The sequence below is a fragment of the Kiloniella sp. genome (genome assembly GCF_048259265.1).
Lineage (GTDB): Bacteria > Pseudomonadota > Alphaproteobacteria > Kiloniellales > Kiloniellaceae > Kiloniella.
In genome coordinates this window covers 69,496-91,721 of the sequence record NZ_JBLXHT010000007.1, presented here as the reverse complement: position 1 = coordinate 91,721, position 22,226 = coordinate 69,496, and the positions used below count along the sequence as shown (strand labels likewise).

Annotated in this window: 23 protein-coding genes; 14 read left to right on the top strand and 9 right to left on the bottom strand. The window is 43.6% G+C overall.

Features of this window, described 5'->3' with window-relative positions; genetic code table 11:
- Positions 1–6: 6 nt before the first annotated feature.
- Positions 7–837 (top strand): polyamine aminopropyltransferase, encoded by an 831-nt coding sequence (gene speE, locus ACN0QW_RS12475; RefSeq protein ID WP_417431959.1) that lies wholly within the window; start codon positions 7–9, stop codon positions 835–837.
- Between the two features lie 189 nt (positions 838–1,026).
- On the opposite strand, the gene ACN0QW_RS12470 is transcribed toward speE, so the two are convergent.
- Entirely contained in the window at positions 1,027–1,539 is a 513-nt protein-coding gene (locus tag ACN0QW_RS12470) for a tetratricopeptide repeat protein (RefSeq protein WP_417431958.1), read from the bottom strand.
- Positions 1,540–1,872: 333 nt separating this feature from the next.
- On the opposite strand from ACN0QW_RS12470, the gene ACN0QW_RS12465 reads away from it, so the two are divergent.
- From ACN0QW_RS12465 to ACN0QW_RS12450, 4 genes are all read left to right on the top strand, one after another.
- Positions 1,873–2,403, top strand: coding sequence for a hypothetical protein (locus ACN0QW_RS12465; RefSeq protein ID WP_417431957.1), 531 nt, complete (start codon positions 1,873–1,875; stop codon positions 2,401–2,403).
- Positions 2,404–2,407: 4 nt separating this feature from the next.
- Positions 2,408–2,656 carry a helix-turn-helix domain-containing protein gene (locus ACN0QW_RS12460; RefSeq protein ID WP_417431956.1) on the top strand — a complete coding sequence of 83 codons (249 nt, stop codon included), beginning with the start codon at positions 2,408–2,410 and terminating at the stop codon, positions 2,654–2,656.
- Positions 2,657–2,851: 195 nt separating this feature from the next.
- Complete coding sequence (locus ACN0QW_RS12455) at positions 2,852–3,718, top strand: substrate-binding periplasmic protein (protein ID WP_417431955.1); 867 nt, start codon at positions 2,852–2,854, stop codon at positions 3,716–3,718.
- A 269-nt stretch (positions 3,719–3,987) separates the two neighbouring features.
- On the top strand, positions 3,988–4,905 hold the full coding sequence (locus ACN0QW_RS12450; RefSeq protein ID WP_417431954.1) for a manganese-dependent inorganic pyrophosphatase: 918 nt from the start codon (positions 3,988–3,990) through the stop codon (positions 4,903–4,905).
- A gap of 87 nt (positions 4,906–4,992) precedes the next feature.
- On the opposite strand, the gene ACN0QW_RS12445 is transcribed toward ACN0QW_RS12450, so the two are convergent.
- Together ACN0QW_RS12445 and ACN0QW_RS12440 are read right to left on the bottom strand one after the other, a co-directional pair.
- The gene (locus ACN0QW_RS12445; protein ID WP_417431953.1) at positions 4,993–6,231 is read right to left on the bottom strand and encodes a threonine/serine ThrE exporter family protein; all 1,239 of its coding nucleotides are present in this window, start codon (positions 6,229–6,231) and stop codon (positions 4,993–4,995) included.
- Positions 6,232–6,359: 128 nt separating this feature from the next.
- On the bottom strand, positions 6,360–6,824 hold the full coding sequence (locus tag ACN0QW_RS12440) for a MerC family mercury resistance protein (RefSeq protein WP_417431952.1): 465 nt from the start codon (positions 6,822–6,824) through the stop codon (positions 6,360–6,362).
- A 583-nt stretch (positions 6,825–7,407) separates the two neighbouring features.
- On the opposite strand from ACN0QW_RS12440, the gene ACN0QW_RS12435 reads away from it, so the two are divergent.
- Both ACN0QW_RS12435 and ACN0QW_RS12430 read left to right on the top strand, forming a co-directional pair.
- Complete coding sequence (locus ACN0QW_RS12435; protein ID WP_417431951.1) at positions 7,408–8,199, top strand: fumarylacetoacetate hydrolase family protein; 792 nt, start codon at positions 7,408–7,410, stop codon at positions 8,197–8,199.
- A gap of 35 nt (positions 8,200–8,234) precedes the next feature.
- Complete coding sequence (locus ACN0QW_RS12430) at positions 8,235–8,945, top strand: SDR family NAD(P)-dependent oxidoreductase (RefSeq protein WP_417431950.1); 711 nt, start codon at positions 8,235–8,237, stop codon at positions 8,943–8,945.
- A gap of 15 nt (positions 8,946–8,960) precedes the next feature.
- Here the strand turns inward: ACN0QW_RS12430 and ACN0QW_RS12425 are convergent, their stop codons facing one another.
- Positions 8,961–9,512, bottom strand: a complete 552-nt coding sequence (locus ACN0QW_RS12425; protein ID WP_417431949.1) for a pyridoxamine 5'-phosphate oxidase family protein — start codon at positions 9,510–9,512, stop codon at positions 8,961–8,963.
- Positions 9,513–9,762: 250 nt separating this feature from the next.
- Here ACN0QW_RS12425 and ACN0QW_RS12420 point away from each other — a divergent pair, with 250 nt between their 5' ends.
- Both ACN0QW_RS12420 and ACN0QW_RS12415 read left to right on the top strand, forming a co-directional pair.
- Positions 9,763–11,199, top strand: coding sequence for a cryptochrome/photolyase family protein (locus tag ACN0QW_RS12420; RefSeq protein WP_417431948.1), 1,437 nt, complete (start codon positions 9,763–9,765; stop codon positions 11,197–11,199).
- A gap of 124 nt (positions 11,200–11,323) precedes the next feature.
- The gene (locus ACN0QW_RS12415; RefSeq protein WP_417431947.1) at positions 11,324–12,871 is read left to right on the top strand and encodes a sensor histidine kinase; all 1,548 of its coding nucleotides are present in this window, start codon (positions 11,324–11,326) and stop codon (positions 12,869–12,871) included.
- Between the two features lie 97 nt (positions 12,872–12,968).
- Here the strand turns inward: ACN0QW_RS12415 and ACN0QW_RS12410 are convergent, their stop codons facing one another.
- Positions 12,969–13,544 (bottom strand): hypothetical protein, encoded by a 576-nt coding sequence (locus ACN0QW_RS12410; RefSeq protein ID WP_417431945.1) that lies wholly within the window; start codon positions 13,542–13,544, stop codon positions 12,969–12,971.
- A gap of 140 nt (positions 13,545–13,684) precedes the next feature.
- Positions 13,685–14,593, bottom strand: a complete 909-nt coding sequence (locus ACN0QW_RS12405) for a LysR family transcriptional regulator (RefSeq protein ID WP_417431943.1) — start codon at positions 14,591–14,593, stop codon at positions 13,685–13,687.
- Between the two features lie 93 nt (positions 14,594–14,686).
- On the opposite strand from ACN0QW_RS12405, the gene ACN0QW_RS12400 reads away from it, so the two are divergent.
- The gene (locus tag ACN0QW_RS12400) at positions 14,687–15,466 is read left to right on the top strand and encodes a 2OG-Fe(II) oxygenase (RefSeq protein ID WP_417431942.1); all 780 of its coding nucleotides are present in this window, start codon (positions 14,687–14,689) and stop codon (positions 15,464–15,466) included.
- Between the two features lie 77 nt (positions 15,467–15,543).
- On the opposite strand, the gene ACN0QW_RS12395 is transcribed toward ACN0QW_RS12400, so the two are convergent.
- The gene (locus ACN0QW_RS12395) at positions 15,544–16,713 is read right to left on the bottom strand and encodes a glutathionylspermidine synthase family protein (protein ID WP_417431940.1); all 1,170 of its coding nucleotides are present in this window, start codon (positions 16,711–16,713) and stop codon (positions 15,544–15,546) included.
- A 151-nt stretch (positions 16,714–16,864) separates the two neighbouring features.
- Positions 16,865–17,413, bottom strand: a complete 549-nt coding sequence (locus ACN0QW_RS12390) for a DUF1190 domain-containing protein (protein WP_417431938.1) — start codon at positions 17,411–17,413, stop codon at positions 16,865–16,867.
- 372 nt (positions 17,414–17,785) lie between these two features.
- Between ACN0QW_RS12390 and ACN0QW_RS12385 the strand changes: the two genes are divergently transcribed.
- The 4 genes from ACN0QW_RS12385 (at position 17,786) to ACN0QW_RS12370 (ending at position 20,516) form a co-directional block, all read left to right on the top strand.
- Complete coding sequence (locus tag ACN0QW_RS12385) at positions 17,786–18,511, top strand: hypothetical protein (RefSeq protein ID WP_417431936.1); 726 nt, start codon at positions 17,786–17,788, stop codon at positions 18,509–18,511.
- A gap of 164 nt (positions 18,512–18,675) precedes the next feature.
- Positions 18,676–19,197: a PAS domain-containing protein gene (locus ACN0QW_RS12380; RefSeq protein ID WP_417431934.1), complete on the top strand. Its 522-nt coding sequence runs from the start codon at positions 18,676–18,678 to the stop codon at positions 19,195–19,197.
- Between the two features lie 215 nt (positions 19,198–19,412).
- Positions 19,413–19,934: a PAS domain-containing protein gene (locus tag ACN0QW_RS12375; protein WP_417431932.1), complete on the top strand. Its 522-nt coding sequence runs from the start codon at positions 19,413–19,415 to the stop codon at positions 19,932–19,934.
- A 174-nt stretch (positions 19,935–20,108) separates the two neighbouring features.
- Positions 20,109–20,516, top strand: a complete 408-nt coding sequence (locus ACN0QW_RS12370) for a VOC family protein (RefSeq protein WP_417431930.1) — start codon at positions 20,109–20,111, stop codon at positions 20,514–20,516.
- A 115-nt stretch (positions 20,517–20,631) separates the two neighbouring features.
- On the opposite strand, the gene ACN0QW_RS12365 is transcribed toward ACN0QW_RS12370, so the two are convergent.
- On the bottom strand, positions 20,632–22,194 hold the full coding sequence (locus ACN0QW_RS12365) for an L-serine ammonia-lyase, iron-sulfur-dependent, subunit alpha (RefSeq protein ID WP_417431928.1): 1,563 nt from the start codon (positions 22,192–22,194) through the stop codon (positions 20,632–20,634).
- Positions 22,195–22,226 lie beyond the last annotated feature (32 nt).

Sequence of the window (22,226 nt, the reverse complement as noted above, 5' to 3'; positions counted from 1 at the left end):
TGGAAAATGTCCTGGTTCGTAGAAGGTATTCACCCTGAAATTCGGCAATCTATCCGCCGGGATCAGGTTCTTTTCGAAGGGAAAACAGACTTTCAGCAGGTCGAAATTTTCGCAAATGATCTGTTGGGGCGCGTGCTTGTACTTGATGATGCTGTTCAGATTACAGAACACGATGAAGAGATCTATAGCGAGAGCATTACCCATGTACCGTTGCTATCCCACCCAGATCCAAAATCCGTTTTGATTATTGGGGCAGGGGACGGCACCGTTTTACGGGAAGTATTAAAGCACAAAACAGTACAACAGGTGACAATGGTGGAACTGGACGGTGTCTTGGTCCAGGTTTGCCGGGATCATCTGGCAACGCTTCTTGATGGGGCATATGACGATCCCCGGTTGAATTTTATTATCGGGGACGGCGCAGAATATTTGTCATCCAGTCAAAATCAGTACGATATTATTATCATTGATTCCACAGATCCTGATGACAATTCAACCAGCCTGTTTACAGATAATTTTTACCAAAGCTGCAAGGGCCGACTGGCCGAAGGCGGAGTTATGGTTGCTCAAGCGGGGTGCCCGTCTTACCAGCCTTCTATTCTAAAACATATGCACGAGCGCATGCTGTCTTTGTTTGGCTTTGGTGGTTTTTATCATGCTGCAATCCCAACCTATGTGGGGGGGCTTCATGCTTTTGCTTGGGCGAGTGACAGAAGTGATCTGTCAAAACTGGCCGAACAAGATGATCCGGGTTTTCGGAAAGCAGAATTCCCCACACGCTATTACAGCGATCGGATGCACAAAGCTTCTTTTTATCTAGAGCCAGCTAAAGCCTAAGTTTGATGGTTTTAAGGGGCTATTTTGGTGCCCCAATCGTTTGCCCCAATCGTTTGCCCCAATCGTTTGCCAGTGACCTGCCCAGCAATTTGGCCCAGTAATCTGACCCAGTAATTTGATCCAGTAATTTAGTCTGTAATCTTTATCAGTATTTGGGGTGGTTTTGGCCCTTTTAAATCGATGTAAGGGCTATTGCGTTTCGGCATTACCTTCGTTATTGGCAATCCAGTCCTTAGCTGCTTTTTCAGCTTGTTCTATTTCCTCGGGTGTCATTTCTTTGGCAATGTCATTTCGCATCTGTTTGGCAAAGAGCTGTAGTTTCTTTGCGCCTTCAATTTTTCGTAAGGTAATCACATTTAACCATTTGTGGGCTTTGACTAATTCATTGGTGATCAGGAAATAGATACGTCCGACTTGAACTTGAGAAAGCAAGTGCCCCTGATCCGCTGCTTTTTCGTACCAGCTTGCCGCCGTTTTAACATTCTGCTCTGTGCCCAGACCTTTGCTATACATTTGCCCTAAAGCATACTGAGCTTCTTGGTTTTCCTCTTCCGCAAGGGGAAGATAGAGGCTAAACGCGGTATTGTAGTCGCGCTGTTTAACCGCTGTTTCTGCGTCTTCCAAGTTATCTGCAAACGCAGGAAATACCAATGTTAGCACCATCACTAGCGATAATATAAAACGTGCAAATAAGCGGCCCAAGTCGGCTCTCCAGTAGTTCTTTTATGTCGTTTCCTAATTTGATTAGGCGTTTATAAGGGGATCTTGCCTTTATCTTTGGTAGAGATCAAATACTCTTTTTCCAACCCTTCTTAAGAAGCTACACGATGCTCTTTGAACCTAGTCCTTGGATGTGGCTTGAAGATAAGGCGGTCGAGAAGAAGAGATAAATTGTTGTTATGCAGGATAAAAATTCGACGAAAATCATATACGAAAATGATATGATGTAAAACGAATCGATACATGTTTTGTTTGACATAATTAATGTAAAACGATAATTAGTTTTATATTAAATGAATATGGAATGTGAGTATCATGATGTTTTTAACAAAATTATTAGCACCTTTGTCCCGCGTGCTGGCGATACTGTTTCTAGCAATAAATATCGCGCTGTGGATGAGCCCGGACCTTGTCGAATTTCCTGCGCGTGCTTATTCGGGCATGGTCGAGACTGAATTCAATGTTGCCATCAGCAATCGGTTGTTCGGCGGCCTTATTTCGACAATTCATCTGGGGATATTGGCTGTAGGTTTGTTGGCCGTGGCGCGGATCTTTAAACAAATTAACATGGGGGAATGGCATCTACCTTCTTTCAGCCAATCGCTAAGGCGGTTTGGATTGTCACTGGTGGTCTTTACGCTTCTTATCCCCGTGGTTCAGGCGTTGATGAGCATTGCGTTAACTTACAATAATCCCGTGGGGCAGCGGATGATTACATTAGATCTGGATGCTGCGACGGCCCCAATCGCTTTTGTTCTGTTGTTGGTTGGTGTTCTTTTGTCCCTTATGGCATCTGTTATGATCCGGGCGGGAGAAATTGCCGAAGAATATGAAAAGATTGTGTAAGAAGATGGATAATGAACACAAAAGTACGGATGGCTCGCAAATAGAAATCCAAAAAGAAATAATTGTGACCTTGGATGTGATGCTGGCGAGGCGAAAGATGCGATCAAATGAACTGGCCGCGGCCGTTGGCATCACAGTACAAAATCTATCTCTTTTAAAGTCTGGGAAAGTCAAAGGGATACGGTTTAATACCTTGCAAAAAATCTGTGAGGTTCTCGACTGTAAGCCCGGTGACATTCTGGACTATGGGTAATGGTATATCCTTGTACACTAAATTAGAAGCAACAGTTCATGGTATGTTTATGTGTTAATTTTCTCGCATAAGTGGCTGTTTTCTGTTATGGTACGTATTCATTTACGCCTCATCGTTTAGTGTAAAGGTCAAATCTGTTACGAGGCCTGTTTTTAGAATATTACGGGACTGTTGTAAGAATTGAAGGCGGTATACATGTGTTTGGGGTATTGCCGATTACAGAATTCAGTATTAAGGCTTTGGGATAAAGTATTTCTGAAATTTTTCCTTTGCCTATTTCTGGTTATAGGGTTTTCAGCAGGGTTACTGGGGCTTTCTTCCTCGGCACTCTGGGCGCAAACATCAATTTCCCCTAAAAGCAAAAAAGTTGTTCATATCAGTGTCGGGTTTTCGGTGCCGCCCTATGTTATTGCAAGTGAAAACCGTGGGGCCGAGCTAGATATCGTTCGAGAAGCCATGGCCTTGGAGGGATACAATATTATTCCGTTCTATGTCTCGAACAAACGCCGAAATGCTGAATTTCTTGACGGGGTGACTGACGGGGCCATAACCGTTTCTTCGCAGGAAGAATTGGATGGGTTTTATTCCAAGAGCTATATCACTTATCAAAACGTTGCGATATCGTTGGCCGCTAATAATCTGAGGGTTAACCGCCTTACGGATCTGAAAGGAATGCGGGTTGTCGCTTTTCAAACTGCTTCAAAGGTTCTGGGGCAAGAGTTTGCACCGCTGATCACGACGTTTGAGTTCTATCAGGAAGTTGCCAAACAACGGGAACAGATTACCCGACTGTATGCCGGGGATGTTGATTTGGTTATCGGAGATAAAAATATCCTGGCATGGTTTGTCAAAAATGCCCGCTTTCCCACCGGGATTGATACTTCACAAGCTATTGCTATTCATCAGGTGTTTTTGCCGGGCCATAAATATGCCGTTTTTCGAGAACATGAACTGACCTTAGCTTTTGATCGGGGTGTTGAGATTCTGAAGGAAAGTGGTCGATACGATGAAATTCTTTCGGAGTATGGTTTTAATAATTCGAAAAATAACGACCCGAGTTAATTTTTAAGAGCTAGTTCTTAACTTATTTACACCCAGACTTGATCACATATTTTAGTATTAATAAGTCATATCAGCGTTTTACATGTTGGATCGTTATCTTTGATTCACTGTTTTTTCAAGATCGCGTCTATGGCATTTTGTCTATTCTTCCTTTTGTTGGTCTCGCCCCTTTTGTCACAGGCTTGAAAGGGCCGTGACAGAAGCTTTGTGCTTTATTATAACAGCAGGTGAATCCGATCTTTTACTAATAAAATGATGACTGTTTGAACATGATCAAAATCTTTGGCCATTTGGCACCTGACACAGATGCGACATGCTCGGCCCTGATCTGGGCTTGGTATCTTAAAGAAATCAAGGGGCAAGCGGCGCAAGCCTTTGTTCTGGAAACGCCGAATACAGAGGCGCAGTTCGTTGTTAAGCGCTGGGGCTTTGATGTGCCGGCCCTATTGGGTGATCTGGATGCAGGTCAGGACGTGGTTATCGTTGATACCAACAACCCGGCTGAACTCCCGGCCAATGTCAATGATGCCAATATTATTGAAATTATCGACCATCACCTGTTGGTTGGCGGCATTAAAACAAAACAACCGATCAATATTACCATTAAACCCTTGGCATCTACCGCAACGATTATGATCGGTATGATGGGTGAAGATATTACAAAAGCGCCAGAGGGCATTAAGGGGTTGATGCTGTCATGTATTCTGTCTGATACATTGGAATTCAGAAGCCCGACAACCACAGATGTGGATCGGAAGCTTGCGGCTGACCTTGCGAGTGATCTCGGGCTGGACATCCCGACCTATGCTGGGGAAATGTTCGCGGCAAAGTCGGATGTTTCACATTTTTCGGATGCTGAACTACTTCGCCTTGATAGTAAAAAGTATGAAATTGGCGATACCAAATTCCGCGTTTCTGTGTTGGAAACCACGAGCCCTGAAACGATTTTTGCCCGTAAAGACAGCCTTATGTCTTCTATGGGGGCGGTTGCCACCGAAGATGAGATTGATCAGGTTCTTCTTTTTGTCGTGAATATTCTAAAAGAAGAAGCGACTTTGTTGATCGCGAATGACTTGGTGAAACAGGTTGCTGAAAAATCTTTTGGGGTAAAGGTGTCTGGCGATAGTGTTGTCTTGCCGGGGGTTGTATCCCGTAAAAAACAGATTATTCCAAATCTAGCAATTTGAAATCCTGTTGATTGATGAATATGAAAGGGTGTTGGTCAGGCACCCTTTTTTTGTGGCTAATAGTAAAGTTAGCCTGACATCTTGAGGTCAGAGCGTTACTTTGGGACGCAGGATCGTGTTGGCGACCAAAAGCCCCGCGGCAATTGCCAGCGCTACAACGAACATTTGAATGAATTGATCAATACCCTGATCTGTTTGTCCCGCAGCGACAACGACCAATCCGCGAAAGCCGATAGAGCCACTGACGAGAACAGTAATCGAGGGGATAAGAACAATGGATGTTGGTCGTCCGGTTGTTCTGGCCCAAAGATTAGCAAAGAGACCTGCGGCTAAAGCCCCAAAAAGAGTACCAAGGTTTGCAGATAACAAAGTGCTACTTAAGTTTACGGCACCAAAAGATAAGGCGCAGCTGATCACAACCCAGGTAAAATCCCTCAGCAGCGTTTGATAAGCAAAACACAGACCTAGAAAAAGCATGGCAATATAAAGCCAGATCTCGTTGCCAATATTGTAAGAGCCGCTGGCCCCATTTTCAGAGGACCAGAGCAACCCAATTGTCGCAATACCAAGCCATGCCCCTGTGAACTGTTTAATCAGATAAACCAGCCCCCCCATCAAACGCGCGGACCCTGCGACAACATGGTTTTCGACAATTTCAATGATACCGGCCGAGACCATAAAACCAGGAATAAGAATAACGATCGCGGAAAGGGTGACGACTGTGTGGTTGAGTTCGGGTAAAAATAGCTTGATGGCGGCGGCACTAACCCCGGCGAAGTAGGCGGAAACAAAAGGTAAGGCGTCGGCAAAACGTCCCCCGATTTTATCGGCGATCACGACAATAATATAAACGGCCAGACTGAGAAGGCCGGATATCGCAACATCCCATAAATTACCCTGAACAAGTCCGGCAAAGCCAAACCCGACGAGAACAAAGCTTAGGGCATAGGTCGTAACACCCCAAGGATTGGACATGTTTTCGATTTCGTCCAACCTGTCATAGGCTTCTGATAGGTTATATTCTCCGGATACCAGTTTTTCGACCAGATCGCCAACGTAGGCGAGTTTGGCCATATTATATCCACCCACTGGCACGGGAGCGATATGTGTTCTTTGCCAAAGTTGACCGGGTTTAGAAAAGGCAAAGGTTATTTCCGAAGGCGTAGATCGGAAGACCCCCTGATACCCCAAAGTTTCTGTAACGCCATTGAGGTAAGCTTCAAGACGCGCCGCAGAGGGACCATAACTATGAACCGCTGTGCCCAGCTTGATGATAAAACGACAGGCATCATTATAGGCGGGATCATCATCCCGGCGTCTGGTCATCGTATTGTCTTGGTATGGTTTGGGAACAGAAGGTATTTCTATGGTCACGGTTTTCGTTTGCCTGTTCGATCATTATTCACACAGGATAACAGATTTTATCAGTTCTGTGATGCGCTAAACATTTTTGGTTATTTTGTTAAAGCCCGCCAATCCAACATAGCCGCGCAACAGAGGCAAGCAAAACCCAGTAGTTCCAGGGTTAAGTAGTAATCAAAATGCATTACATAGTTTACAAGCCCACAGCCAAGACCACCCATTACCACTGGCAAGACATGTTTATGACGGTAAAGGTTAGCAAGCAAACCAAGAATAGCTAACAAAGAGGCAAAAGTAATGGCGCCAGCCCAGAGGGTTTCGTTGACAGTGATGTCAAAACCCATTTGCCCTAAAAGGTTAATGAGCATCAAGGTACCGTAACAGAGAATAATGGAGCAGGTCGTCGCTGTTGAAGCAATAAGGTTTATTCGGGGACGTTTATGCCCTGTATATGCCGGGGTATATGCCGGAGGTTGAGAGAGTGTCTGTTGCGCAACATCATTAATTGATTTGCTCGTTAAAGCAGTATGTTGGTCGCTGCTGTTATCAGGGCTCACGATAACCTATCCCCCGGGTTGATCTGGTCTGAGTATCAAAAAGTATGTATAGGCAAATAGCCCTAGAAATCGTTATGATTTCAAGAGCTTGTCAAAAACTGTTCTTGGTGGTGCTTTTATTATGTGCCTTTGAAAACAAGCTTTTAGTTGCGTTATGTTTCGCAGTAGTTTTCTGGCTTCTTATATTGTGGCGGGGATATTACAGTTAGAATAAGAGAAAAGTAAATCCCATTATTCAACTATGACCTTAAAATATTTTAGAAAATTAGAACGTTTGATTTTAAGTCAATGATAAATAATGAGTTTATGGTGATTATGAAAGTTTCATAAGCATTATTTTATGATCTTTGTTCGCGCTAATTGGAAGGGGTTTCTGTGTTGGCTAGGGTTGGGGCCTATGGGACTAATATGATTCTAACGTTACGATGATAATTGATGAGAAAGTTAACATTGTTGTGAAATAAGCTTTCTACAGATCGAAACAAGAGGAGTATTGTTAGGAAAACGACGGTTTTCTTTCAACTGGATGGGTGAAAACACAATGCGATTAACAGCGATATGTGTCTGGGTAAGCCTCTGCCTAATGTTAAGCAGTCATATAGCCCAAAGTGGCGATGGCCCGATAGAACGTTATGTGAGATATGAATTTAAAGGACAGGCACACTACGGGATGCTAACTGGACAGATGATCACACGGTTAGAGAAAGGGCTCTTTCCTTTGTCTGGACTGTCGAATGATACGGTGGCCTTAAAAGATGTTTTGTTATTGCCGCCGTCAGAACCTGAAAAGGTTTTTGCTGTGGGAATGAATTTTGCCAGCCATATGTCTTCTTCTACTGATGCGCCGCCACCACTGTTTTTGAAATTGCCGTCTTCTCTTATCGGTCATGGTCAGGACGTGTTTGTGCCTGATGATGCTAGGAATGTTCATTTTGAAGGGGAGCTGGTTGTCGTTATCGGTAAAGAAGCTAAAAATATTTCAGAAGGAAAAGCCAAAGAGTATATCTTTGGGATTACTGCTGGAAATGATCTGACTGAAAGATCGTGGCAAGGTCGTGATCTTCAGTGGATGCGATCAAAGGCAAGTGACGGTTTTGGTCCGGTAGGCCCTGTTCTTGTTACGGGGCTTGATTGGAATAATCTTTTGCTGACAACCAGATTGAACGGTGAAATCGTTCAACAGGAAAAAACAGCCAATATGATCCACAAACCTGCAAAAGTCGTTAGTTATCTCAGCAATTATTTCACCCTTAAGCCCGGTGATCTGATTTTTATGGGCACGCCGGGAAGAACATCTGCCGTTGTTTCTGGTGATGAAATCTCTGTTGAAATCGAAGGGGTGGGGTTATTGCGTAACAAGATCAAGTGGCCTTGATTTGCGTTAAGGTAATGGATAAGAAAGAAATTTATATGGATAATATTGTTGTTTTTGGTGGTTCAGGGGCTATTGGCGCAGCGTTGGTGCAGCAGCTTTCAAAAGAAAATCCATCAGCACAGGTACATGTATTTTCAAGGCGTGTGCCTGACTATTCTTTACCTCAAATGACATACTATTCATTGAATTTTTCGAACGAAGCGCAGCTTGAAGAGCACGCTCGCATGATTAAACAGCCTATTGATCTTCTTATTGTTGCGACGGGCACACTTCATGACAACGATCATAAACCTGAAAAATCCTTACGTGATCTGACACCTAAAAACCTGATGGAGCTCTATACCGTGAATACGATAGGGCCTGCGATGATTGCCAAACATTTCTTGCCAAAGTTAAATCAAAAGTCACGGTCAGTTTTTGCTGCGATATCTGCACGTGTTGGGTCCATCGAAGATAATCGTTTAGGGGGCTGGTATGCTTATCGAATGTCAAAATCAGCACTGAATATGTTTCTTAAAACGGCGAGTATTGAGCTGAAGCGAACACATAAGAATGCGGTGGTTATTGGTCTGCATCCTGGAACGGTTGATAGCGACCTTTCAAAGCCCTTTCAATCAAATGTCCCAAAGGGCAAGTTATTTACGCCGGACTATTCCGCAAAAAAACTACTGTCAGTTCTTAAAGGCGTAACATCGTCAGATAGTGGTCAAATCTTTGCGTGGGATGGGCAGGTTATTCCCTATTGAGTTTATAAGCCTCCTTTAATCACCTTCAAAAATGCCGGTGGGGTGACCGTCAATGCTTTTGACATTTTTGCGCCCCCAATACTTTGCCACTCCCTCTGATCCCATTTCTTCGTAAAAGGGGAGTAGTTCTTTTTCTGCACGGCTTTTGACAAAAGACATTTCCGGGACACCAGTTCCGCATGATGTCTGCACAAGATCAATGGTCATGTCAAAAATCTGGCGACTGCCGGCAACCTTGGGGAAAAGAGCAAGTACTTCGTCCCATTGGTCGTCGCGGGGGTGAATTATCTTGGCCTGACCATAAACGCGTAAAATCAATGCATCGCCTTCGAAGGCACAAAACATCAGGGTCATTCGATTGATATCACGCAGATGCGCCGCTGTTTCGTTGCCGCTGCCGCTGACATTAAGCCAGATAATACGATTTGAATTTATGATTCGAAGACTATCCAGACCCTTGGGGGAGACATTAACGCGACTGTCTTTCCCTGCGGTTGCGACAAAGAAAAGAGGTTGTTGCAGGATGAACTCTTTATGTTTTTTTGAAAGGGTGTGCATTTTAGCCATATCATATCCCATAAACGAGCTTGCGTTGAACGGATTGGAACATATAGTGAACGTAGTAAGTGGCTTTAGCAACTTAAATGTAAGTACTTGGGGGTAACTATAATTAATACACCTAAAATGACGCGTGGTAATACTTGCGATGTTGTGGTGGATATTATGCAGTGCTTATATAGGGTGACTAGTCCCTACATGAGGGATTGTTTCGGGTATAGCCGAGTTTAATTTATAATTAATGTTCAGGTTTTAAATAATGTCGTCTGAAAGTATCTCTATTTTGTGGTTTCGCCAGGACCTTAGGCTGGAAGATAATCCTGCTTTGTGTGCGGCGGTCAAATCAGGGCGATTTTATCCCATTTATATTTTAGACGATGACAGTGCCGAGGACTGGGCCATGGGGGCCGCCAGTCGTGTCTGGCTGAATAACTCGTTACAGAAACTGGACCAGTCGCTCGATGGTAAGCTCTCTCTTTACCATGGAAAAGCAGAAGAGGTGTTGCCGGAACTGGTGAAGCGGTTGGGAGTAAAAAGTGTTTATTGGAACAGATGTTATGAACCCTGGCGCATAAATCGTGACAGAAACATCAAAGAAATTCTGACTGATGTAGATGCCGCGGTTAAAAGCTTTAATGGGTCTTTGCTGTGGGAACCCTGGGAAGTTCTAAAAAAAGATGGCACACCCTATAAAGTTTTTACACCTTATTTTCGGGCCTGCCGTGCGGCAACGTTGCCCGCTAAACCTGTTCCTGTTCCCGAAGGAATAGACGCCATAAAGGATAATGGATCGTTAAATTTGGCAGAGTTGCCTTTACTGCCCAAACAGAAGAGCTGGGTAGAACAGATGTGCTCTTATTGGTCTATGGGGGAAAAGGCTGCACACCTTGCGTTGGATGAATTTATCTCGAACGGCTTGAGTAGATATAAAAAGGGGCGGGACTTTCCATCCGAAAGAAGTGTTTCCAGAATGTCGCCCCATTTGCACTTTGGGGAGGTTTCGCCAAATTATGTTCTGAACGTGATTTTGGAACAAAGCGCTGGGGAAAATAGGGATCATTTTTATTCCGAGCTCGCTTGGCGTGAGTTCTCTTACTACTTGCTGTATCATTTTCCAAAGCTTCCAGATCAGAATTTTCAGCCTAAGTTTGATGGCTTTGAATGGTTTGGATCTGATACTGATCTGAAGGCCTGGCAACGGGGAATGACCGGGGTTCCCATTGTCGATGCTGGCATGCGTGAGTTATGGCAAACTGGTTACATGCACAATCGGGTAAGAATGATTGTCGCGTCCTTTTTGACCAAGAACCTAGGCGTTCACTGGCGCGAAGGGGCAAGGTGGTTTTGGGATACCTTGGTTGATGCCGATCTCGCCAGCAATAGTGCCAGTTGGCAATGGGTGGCGGGGTCAGGTGCAGATGCTGCCCCTTATTTTCGAATTTTTAATCCGGTCACACAAAGTAAACGTTTTGATGGGGATGCGGATTATATATGTACGTATGTTCCCGAACTTGCCAAGCTACCAGTACGTTATATTTTCGCCCCTTGGGAGGCCCCGGAAGAGGCCCTTGATGCTACTGGGTTTAAGCTGGGTCGGGATTACCCGAATGTGATTACCAGCCTTAAGTCATCAAGGGAAAAAGCACTGTTAACATATAAGAATTTAGGCAAGAACTTAGGCGAGGGATTGGGGTGATTTTTTCTATTTGATGAAAATGATGTGCATTTCTTCATTCTTTTTAAAGTCCTATGTCATAAAATTTCGAAGTGTGTTTTGGGTTTTCTCAAGGGGGCAAGAGTAAATATCGGAGAGCAGCTTTTTGGCAGAAAAAAGTAATGCGGCTGAACAAGATAAGGCCGGATATAAAACAAGATATGATACCCTGAAAACGCAGATACAAACCGTTTTCAGGACGGGATATTTACGCGGAATATTTATCGTCTCCCTTTTAATCGCGGTCACCTTTCCTATGGCGGATTATTTTATTGTACTGCCAATGTTTTCCGGGTTTGTTACACAGCATACGGAAGAAGAGGCTATACGCGCTGCTAATCATCTGGCCGATGATCTTATCATACCGAATAATGAAGATTTTTCTTCGGGCTCTTTATCGCAAGACATGCATCAAAATGCCTTAATTGTTGCGAAGGGTATGGGGCTTTTGAAGTTCAAGCTGTTTGCCCCGGATGGGACAACTGTTTATTCAACGGATGCAGAAGACATCGGAAAAATTAACAAAAATGATTACTTTCATAATATTGTGGCCAAGGGAGGTATTTATACGCATCTGGTCCGCGATAATAAGATAAACCATGAAAATGAAGTTGTTGTTCAGGATGTCGTTGAAACCTATGTTCCTTTGATGGAGGTTGACGACCAAGGGCATTTCCGTGGTGCTTTTGAAATACATTATGATGTTACAGAGCGAATAGCAGAGATTGATCGCCTCATTCTGTTGTCGACACTTGTTTTAGGCAGCGTAGCTCTTGGGTTACTGTTTATTGTTTTCCTGACGCTTCGATCTGCGGTTCTGGTTAGTATTCAACGGGATATTTCTTCACAAGCCTTGCTTGATATTAATAAGAACTTGGAAGCTCGGGTCGCAGAGCGTACCGAAGAGCTTATGCTTGAAAAGGACCGTGCGGAAATGGCCAGCCGTGCCAAATCTGAGTTTTTGGCGAACATGAGCCATGAATTGCGAACGCCCCTTAATTCAATCATCGGTTTTTCAGAAACCCTGAGCCATGAGATTTTTGGCCCGTTGGGTAGCAGCAAAAATATAGAATACGTGGATGATATCCAGAAATCGGGTAAGTTTTTATTAGAACTGATTAACGATATCCTTGATATTTCTCGTATCGAAGCTGGCGAGCTGGAATTGGATGAAGAGATCATTCCCGTAGAGAAAACTATCGAAAAGGTTCTTTTCCTCGTCAAAGATCGGGCGGAATCTGGCAGAATAAAGATTGTTACCGAGAATAAAACAACTGATCTTTATGCTTTGTTGGATAGACGACAATTCAAACAAATTCTGCTTAACCTGTTAACCAATGCCATTAAATTTACCGACCCCGGCGGGAAGGTGTTTGTGCGTCTGGAATGCAATTCACAGGGCTTTCGTGTGCAGGTAGAAGATACGGGGATTGGTATTTCCCCCGAATATATCGAACGTGTGCAAGAAGCTTTTGGGCAGGTTGCTGAAAGTATGACGCGTAACCACGAGGGTACGGGGCTGGGCTTATCAATTGTCAAAGCCTTGATTGCCAATCACGACGGGCAATTTAACCTGGAAAGTAAGCTGAATAAAGGAACAGTTGCTACTGTAACTTTCCCGGTGGAAAGAATTGTTCCTAAACCAGATAATTGAAGCTGTTCAGTCAATTAAGAGAAAAGCCAATCTAGTATAAAAAGAGAGAGAAGATCCCGGCTAGATAAGGCGTCGATATCTTCTCTCTTCGAAATTTCTATTTTGCCGAAATTGAGGTCAAAAATTTCATTGCTTCATCTGACGTATAAAGGTCGCCTGTTTTTGAACGACAGAGAAAACCTCGTAGAACACCGTTTTTATTTCCATGACCGGATAGACGGCCAGTTTTGTTTAGATTTCGATCAAACCATAAACATTCTGCAAAATCATCTGGCATTTTAAAAGAAAAGCAAGTGTGGTCTTTACAAGATATTTCCGTAATATCACTCAATTCAACCTTCTCAAAAATTGTCCAGTTCTTTACATGCTTTTTTTCAATTTTTGGCCTTTTTGTCCAGTATTGATTGCCGCCGATTGGCTGATAATAAATACTGCTAAAAAGGGATTCTTCTTTGGATACCCATGAACTGAGGTAATAGTGACTTTTATTATCACTTGCCGTATGTTTTACGCAGGATTGACGTGATTTTTTTTCTACAAATTTGCTGTCTACCTGAACCGGGCAATCAGCCGGCGAAATCTCATTCGCACTTGATGTCGCGGCATTGCCAATAGTTGCGATGCCAAAAAAGATGAGTGCAAGAACTGGAATATGGTTTTGAATTTTTATCATGATTTTCCGTAAATAAGTTCAACTTCAATGTTGCGAGTGCTTTCTCTGTCTTGGTCATACTTTATGTAATAAAATCAATCAATAGTATTGTTTGTTCACTTGTTTTTGTTGTGTGAATACTATGGTATTCGTTTTGAAAATTACTCTTTTTCTTTGAAGTCGTTACGGCAGTATTTAATGAAAGAAGTAAGGATTTCAGGCTGTAATATATTTTGTTTGTGGGCAATCACAATTTCGGTCGGATTGATGCTTTCTTTAATTTTAATTGGAACGACAAGGTGACCATCATAGGTTTGTTTCGTTTGTGGACGCATTGTAAGAAGGGAAAATCCCAAGCCATGTCCGACAGCACTGCGGACAGATTCCAGTGACGTTGATTTAAAAGCAACTTTTGGGGTGATTTTATGTGCTGAAAAAATAGCAAAGAAATATTCGCGACTACCAGGAGCGTCGAATAGTACGTAGGGTTCATCTGCTAAATTTTGTAAGCTTAACGATGATTGGTAGGCCAGTGGATGATCTTCTGGTAATAGAATATAGGGTTGTGGTCTAGTAAGAACGTGCCAAGACAGTTCAGAAGGGTCTAGATCTAGATTATAGAGGATAGCCAAATCTATTTTTTCTTCCAATATTCCAGAAATAAGTTCTTCTTGTAAATGCTCTTGGGCATCAATCCTTATTTGGGGCATATGTTTGCTATAACGACTGACCAGTCGGGCGATGTGGAATGGGGCAATTGATTGAAAGCAACCTAACCTGATCGTGCCTTGTAAATTTGAGGCAATGTTTTCAGTACTTCGATTAAGAGCTTCGGCATGTTTGAGGAAACCGTGAATTTCTTTAAGGAAACTCCGCCCGGCGATGGTTAGTGACATGCCCTTTGCATGTTGTCTGTCAAACAATTGAAGTCCGGTAATTTCTTCTAATTTGTCAATTGCTTGGGCGATTGCCGGTTGCGAGATATTTAGGACACGGGCAGCTTGGGCAATACCACCTTGTTCTGCGACGATCGCAAAATAATGACATTGTTTGATTGTATATCTAACCATATTTTTCTTTCTTTTTGGTAAGATTATACAATGTTTTTCTTATTCATAAAATGCAATAGGGTAATGCAATAACACTAAATAAAGGAACGCAGGATGAGTGTGGCAAATATAATCGATTTACAAAAACACCCAATTTCGGATCAGGCTTTTGTAAAGTCCTGCAGAGAAACGCTTGATCAGGATGGGGCCTTGGTTCTGGAAGGTTTTTTGTTACCTGATGCTGTTACTCAGATAAAATCAGAGGGCGAGCGAAGCGAAGGGCAAGCTTATTTTTGCGAGCAAAAACATACTGTATATCTGAGCCCTCAAGACCCGAATTTTGCGAATGATCACCCTCGAAATCGTCTGGTTACTTCCTCTAAGGGGTGTATTACAGATGACCAAATTCCCCCGAACTCGCCTTTGCAGACGCTTTATCATGATACGGAATTTCAAAAGTTTCTGTGTACTGTATTAAAAGAAAAGGCGTTGTATGAATACGCTGATCCTCTGTCGTCGATTAATCTGCATTATGCCCGGAAAGGTCAGGAGTTGGGGTGGCATTTCGACAATTCGTCTTTTGCGACAACCCTTATGATACAAGAACCCGAAGCCGGTGGTGCTTTTGAGTATGTAGAGAATTTACGCGATGCCGATCGTGGGGAAATGAATTTTGATGGTGTTGGGAACGTTCTTGACGGAGAAACGCCCGTTAGCCGGCTTTCGATGGGGGCCGGTGCACTTGTTCTGTTTCGTGGTCGAAATGCTATTCATCGGGTTGCCCCGGTCGAAGGTAGTCGTACCCGTATGTTAGTGGTATTGGCCTATAATTCTGAGCCGGGAATAGCACTTTCAGAGTCCGCGCGATTAACCTTTTATGGCCGCCTTGGGTGAGAAGCGACCCAGTCGATTAGTTAAATTGCCAAATTCAAAAGGCCACCAGTTCATTAGGTTTTGGGGGTAAGCTAAAATCAGTAGATCACGTGGGGGAGAAAGCGGGAGCTATCTTTGGTAATGGGGGAATTGTCTTCACGTATGCCCATGCCGCAAGGTTTACTCGCGACAAGCCAGGACCCGATCACAGTGTGATTGCCTTCAAATACTGGCAGGGGGTGCAACGCTTGGACGATGTGGCCTTCTTCCCCATATGGGCCTTCTATTTTTAGGGGCTGTTCTCCCTCGCGCACCATTTCTATATTGCTGCCTTCGCGGGAAAATAGTGGTTTTTTGACGTAGCCACCATCAAGATCTACAGCGCGGGGGTCGTTGGCGAAAAAAGCTGGCAAAAGGTTAGGGTGATCTTCGAACATTTCCCATAACAGCGGAAGCAGACCTTTGTTCGATAGAATTGATTTCCATGCTGGTTCGATAAAGGTCACACCGCTTTTGGGAACAGCCTTACCGAAGTCATCGGTCATAATCCATTCCCATGGATACAGCTTGAACAGGGTTCGGATGCCCATATCGTCAAGGTCGGTGAAGTGGCCGTTTTCATCTATGCCGATTTCTTCCATATGAAGGAAGCTGGTTTCAAGTCCAGCCTGGACGGCGCATTCCTCAAGGTAACGAACAGTTCCTTCATCTTCAGGTGCGTCCTGGCAGGACGCGAGATGTAACTTTCCATCAATGTCTTTGTTGCGGTGAAGATTTTGGAAAGCCTCGACAAGTTGTTCATGAATGGAATTGTACTGATCACAGCCCTTGGGAATCAGATCAAGCTCCATTGCCTGTTCAAGCCAAAGCCATTGAAAGGCAGAGCTTTCATAAAGTGATGTTGGCGTATCGGCGTTATATTCCAAAAGCTTGGCGGGGCCTTTCCCATCATAGGAAAAATCTAGACGACCATAGAGGTTCTTTTCCTGATTAAACCAGCTTGCACGTATGTAGTCCCAAAAGTTTTCAGGAATGGCCAGCTTGGTCAGTATTTCTTCTGAATTGATGGCTCTTTGAACAACTTCGAAACAGAGGTTTTCAATCTCTTCGCTTGGATCTTCGATGTCGTTTTCTATTTGCTCTAGACTAAAGCGATAGCAGGCGCCCTCATCCCAATAGGGTGCATCGTCAATTGTGTGGAAGTTAAAACCAAGACTTTCCGCTTGTGTTTTCCAGTCTTCGCGTTGTTCCAGCGAAATGCGTTGCATTTATTCTATCCCTAAAATTTGGGGGCCTAAAATTGGGTGTGCCTAGTGATGTGCCTAGTATCGGACGTTTTGTACAAGGCGAGAGTAGTCGGGTCTAAGAGCTTTAAGACCCGAAAATATTAGAGTCGAGGGTGCTGAGGCGCGAAAAGCCTTAGCCACCAAAGCTGCGGCGTGAAGATGACATCTTGGGGGCACTGGCACCAAATCCGCCACGTCTGACTGTACTTGTCTTCGTTGTGGGGGCTTTTGCAACATTGGCAGGAACTTTTGAAATGCCTGTTTTCCCGGCAACTTTTTGGTTATCACCTGTTCTGAAGCTTTTCGGGTCATCCGCAGATCTATAAAGGGGTTGTGTTGCAACACGGGACCCGCCGCTGAGCATGTTGCCCATCATATAGCCCATCATTAACGGCATAAATACTGAACCGCCGCTTGATGTCTGTACGGGTGCAATTTCACACTGTGTTGAGCCAAAATCGGCTTCGCAATCTTCTACGGATGTATATTTAGGCGAAACTCTCAGGTGTTCGTCTTGGGCCAATTTCATGTTTTCTTCGCAAGCAGAGCGATCAAAACCATCTTGCTGAGAACATTGGTCGACGTTCTCAAAGATAGCGACATCCTGGGGTTCTTCACAGGCACTTAGAGCCAGAACGCTTGCTCCCATCAGGGCAAGTTTTAAGGATTTTGATCTTTTCATGAAATGAAATTCCGCAAAGTTATTTATTGAGAGTTATTCGTTGTTGTTTATGCCTGTCAATGTAGGATTTACAGCCGTAGTTGCAAGGATAAAATCACATAATTCCCTGTGAGATATTCGGGCAAATGTGAAATATTCAGATAAATTCGTCTTAAGCGGCTACTTTGTTACGATATTAGTGTTTTCCCGCATTAATTCTTTGCGCTTGATCTTGTTTCCGAATGTGTTCAGGGCATGAAATTTTACATTTTTACATAGGGGCAAAGTGTTACTGACTTTGTGCCTAAGTCTCAGTAGAGGCTGTTCGTTGGTGGCACACAAATTGCTTGTTACGTGGTGTGTATTTTCTATTCATACTGATGGATAAGAGCAATGCTGCTAAGTAGAACAGACGCTGTGATAGAGGCAAACCGCAGGGTTAGCCAAGTCGAAGAGCAATTGAAGTTAACAAAGGTTCAAGCCGCCAGAGATTATAACCTGGCAAAAACTGCCTACTCTTCGAATAAGAGTGCGGCAGAAAGTGTAGCTGAATCTTATAAAGATCTTACCGCGCAGAACATTGTGGGGGGTAAAAATGACCCGGTTGCGACAACAACCGATGCCATTAACCTTGCCGGAACACAGACGTCGCAAACTCTTTTCTATGCCCAGCAAATTGCATCGGCTGTGCCGGATGCCGATGTGAGCCAATATCTAAACCCAGCGGCACCGGACGAAGGGCAGTACGAACAATCAGTAGCGGCTTTTAAAGATATCATCGGGCAGACACCGGGTGAGCGAATGCGTGCCCAGGTATTAAGGTCTCTTGGATTGACCGAAGAAGATCTCAAAAATATGTCACCGGAAGACCGTAAAAAGATCGAAGAGAAAATTGCCAAGCTCATAGATGAAAATGTTAAGAATTCAGTCGCAGAAAACTTTACGCCAGCAAATGAGACTGATGTTGAAAACGGTGATAGCAGTCAGTTACAGGCGAACCTTAATCTGGGTAATGAATTGAGTGACAAAAGCTTAGCAGGCGGCGAAACCAAGAACCTTTCAGTTGATGAGCAGCAAAGGGACGGTATTCGTAAAGCTATTTTACAAAATATTATCTAAGGTCGGGGTGGAGTACGATACCTGACCTTTATTTAATAATAGCGATGCTATTTAATAATAGTGATGCAACCCTATAGTTGAATTTTAACTTTTATAAAATCCAAATATTACCTATATTATTCAAAAAGTGGTTCTGTTTTTTTTGGGTGGCATGGGATTTCATTGTGGAACAATTCGCTGATCTTGATAATTTGGCACCTCCGGTTCTTGGAATGTACAAGTACTGGCTGTCTTTGCCAAAATGCGCAGAATTACCGTTAAAGTCTTGTCTCGATCCTGTTGATATACCAACAAAACTTTTACCCCATGTCTTTCTTGTTCAGTTAGAAGCAAACCCTTTTGCCGCTTTAATACGTTTGCAAGGTACTTATATTAATCATTCTCTTGGGGAATACTTCACCGATAGATATATTGATGAAAGTACCTTTGGTGATAGCGCCTCAGCTATTTTGGCGGGGTACGAGGAAGCAGCACAAAAACGTGTGGCCTATGTATCCCACGAAGAGGTTTATGGTTTATCCGGGCAAACCATGCTCATCGAAGCCATTCATTTGCCTATGGTTGATGAAGAAGGGCACGTTAATTATTTTCTTGGGGCTTTATCTCGGATTTCCGGGGTGACAAACCATGATCATGAATTTAGAGGGCGTCGTTGGGACGTCAAGGCGATTAGTAACATCGCATAATCCCTGAGTTATTAAACTTTATTATTGTAGACGCCAAATGAACCTTGAGGCTAACCCTTAAAGGGGTGAGGGCTATGTTTACTTTAAGTTTCGTAATATCAATCGCTTATTTCTAAAATGTTACTTTTGGGTAGAAATCTTATTTATAGTTAATACTATATTGTAGTATACTGTCACATCGCCCGAAACGAAAAGTGATTGCAGGACGTTGCTTCGTGGAAAACCCCAATAATATCCTTAAACTGACGCCCCCTGTGAAGGGTATTTATGATTATTGGCGATCTTTACCGACCTGTGAAGGCTTACCCCTGAAATCTGCGCTTGATCCCGTTAGGATACCGTCGGGATTTTTGCCACATATTTTTCTTGTACAGCTGGAATATAATCCCTTCGCTGCTTTTGTGCGGTTGCAGGGGACTTATCTGAATTATTCTCTGGGACAGTATTTTACAGATAAATACGTTGATGAGAGTACTTTCGGGGATAGTGCTGCAATCATTCTTGCCAGCTATGAAGAGGCAGCAGCCAAGCGTATGGCTTATGTTTCTCAAGAAGAAATTCAGTCATCTAAGTATCAGTCAATTTTGATTGAAGCTATTCATCTGCCAATGGTTGATGACGTTGGTGACGTTAAGTTCATACTTGGGGCCTTATCCCGCATTTCAGGGGCAGATAGTACTGACTTGGAATTCAGAGGACGTCATTGGGATATTAAAGCCAGAAGCCAGATTGCTTGATGATTTTAGCGTGACCTACTTAGATAATAGGCTCGTATGCACATGTCCTGGGGATATGACATTTGATTTGATGCTGGTCGACGTTATGGTTAGTTCTAATTGTAGCTAAATTTGCTATTCAGCAAGTGTTCACAAACATTAAAATGAGTATGAGAAGTAAGCGAGTAAAGCAAAATGAAGAAGACTTCTGCCCGTCCAGAGATAAATCAATCTATTGTTTTTACCTATTGTGATGATCTTGATATTGCATCGAAATTCTTTCGCGAAACGATGGAACTGGAATTTGTCGTTGATCAGGGGGCATGTCATATCTATCGGCTGACTGATTTAAGTTTTCTGGGGGTCTGTTGTTTGCCTGATCGACCGCGTTCTCAGGTAGGAGTTATGATTACGATTGTGTCCAGCGATGTGGATGGCTGGCATGAGTTCCTGACCTCAAAGGGCGTTAAATATATCAAAGACCCCGGACATTCAGAGAAATTTTCAGTTTATAGTTCTTTGTTCGAAAGCCCCCATGGTTACAAAATTGAAATTCAGAATTTTGATGATAAAAATTGGCACAAAAGAAATATTGGTTTGTAAGTTTGAATAGACTGATCTGACCTTACTCGAAAGCAATTGCTTCAATTATTGTTGAGACAGGTTTCTTAAATTCCTTTCTCGTTTTTTTGTCTCGGGCCTTTGTCTAGGGCTTTTTTCAAGTTTTGTTGCCAAATCTTTCTTCCAAGTCTTTTTCCAAGGCTTTTGCAGTGGGGGTCATTGCCAAGCCACCTTTGCCCGTACAACGCAGCTCGCAGGGCAGGGACTGTCCGACCTTGTGCATTGCGATGATGACTTCATCAAGGGGGATAAGATGATCAAATCCTGCCAGCGCCATGTTGGCTGCGGATAAAGCGTTGCCAGACATCATTACATTTTTACCAAGACAAGGGGCTTCGACGCGATTTGCAACGGGGTCACATATAAGACCAAATGTATTTTGCAAAGCCATGGACGCAGCAGCAATACATTGTTCCAGAGAACCATCGAGCAAAGTGACCAATCCAGCCGCTGCCATGCCAGACCCGGACCCTGTTTCAGCCTGACAACCGCTGATTTCAGCAGAAAACGTGGCCATGCGAGCAATGAAAACACCAATAAGCCCTGCGGATAGCATGGCTTTGACCTTTTGGTCTTCGTTCATGTTCAGGGCTGTGGCGATGCCAAGACAAGTACCGGGAAGAGTGCCGCAAGATCCTGCGGTTGGTGCCGCTACAATAACACCCATAGAACTTTTAACATCCATCAAGGCTGTAACCGCAAGAATTGCATCATTGTACAGACCCATATTGAGGAAGCTGTTACTTGATTGTTTTTCTTTGAAAGCGGGGGCCTGTGCGGGATAAATCCGATCCATGTATTGTGTGCCCTTGATACCGTCCGCGATGGATTTTTCGAGTATGCGAACAATGTCGCGCATTTTCTCGAATACTTCTTCTTCAGGTATATTGCCCCGGGCACTTTCATACTTTAGGGCCAGTTCCCAAAGTGAGAGATTTTTATCTTTGTTGTAGGACATCATCTCTTCACTGATTGTGAAGGGAAGATCCATTTTAGTGGAGCTACCAACAGGCAGAATAGGTTTGAGATTTTTTAAGGCTTTTATATCTGTTCCGACGGGTAAATCTTGTGCTGAAACGCCTCTTTGTCCTTTTATTTGCAGGACACGACCTTGCAGTCCTTGGTGCGTGTGAACACTATCTACATAGGGCAAGTCGTTTAGATATTGATCAAGGGTCGTATCTTCGGTCCAGATAAAGGTTTCATGGTAATCGCCATAGAGCGAAAGTTTGATATTATCAATGGCAATAATTTCAATAATGCCGCCGCCGATTGAAATCGCCAAAATACAACAGCTTTCAGTATCATTTATCAGCGTGAGTTTGTAGGTGTTGGGGTGTGTTGCGCCATAGTCTGTTATGGCGATTTCAACATCTGTACCTGTAGATTCAAGATGTTTTCTGGCATCAACCATGCGGTCATCGGTAATGTCCCAGCCCATCAATCCGGTAAAGAGCCCCATATCAGAGCCTTGACTGTCATGGGTGGGTTCCAGGGAACCGTTAGGGTCGTATTCAATTAGGACTTTGGATAAATCGCCATTCATATAATCGCGGCCCAGCCGGCCAATTCTATAGGCTGCGGCAACGTGGGAACTGGATGCGCCGCGCATAACAGGGCCGATGGCGTCATTGAGAATAGAGGGAAAATAATTATCCATGATATGACCTGTCTCTGACCTGATTATGCGTG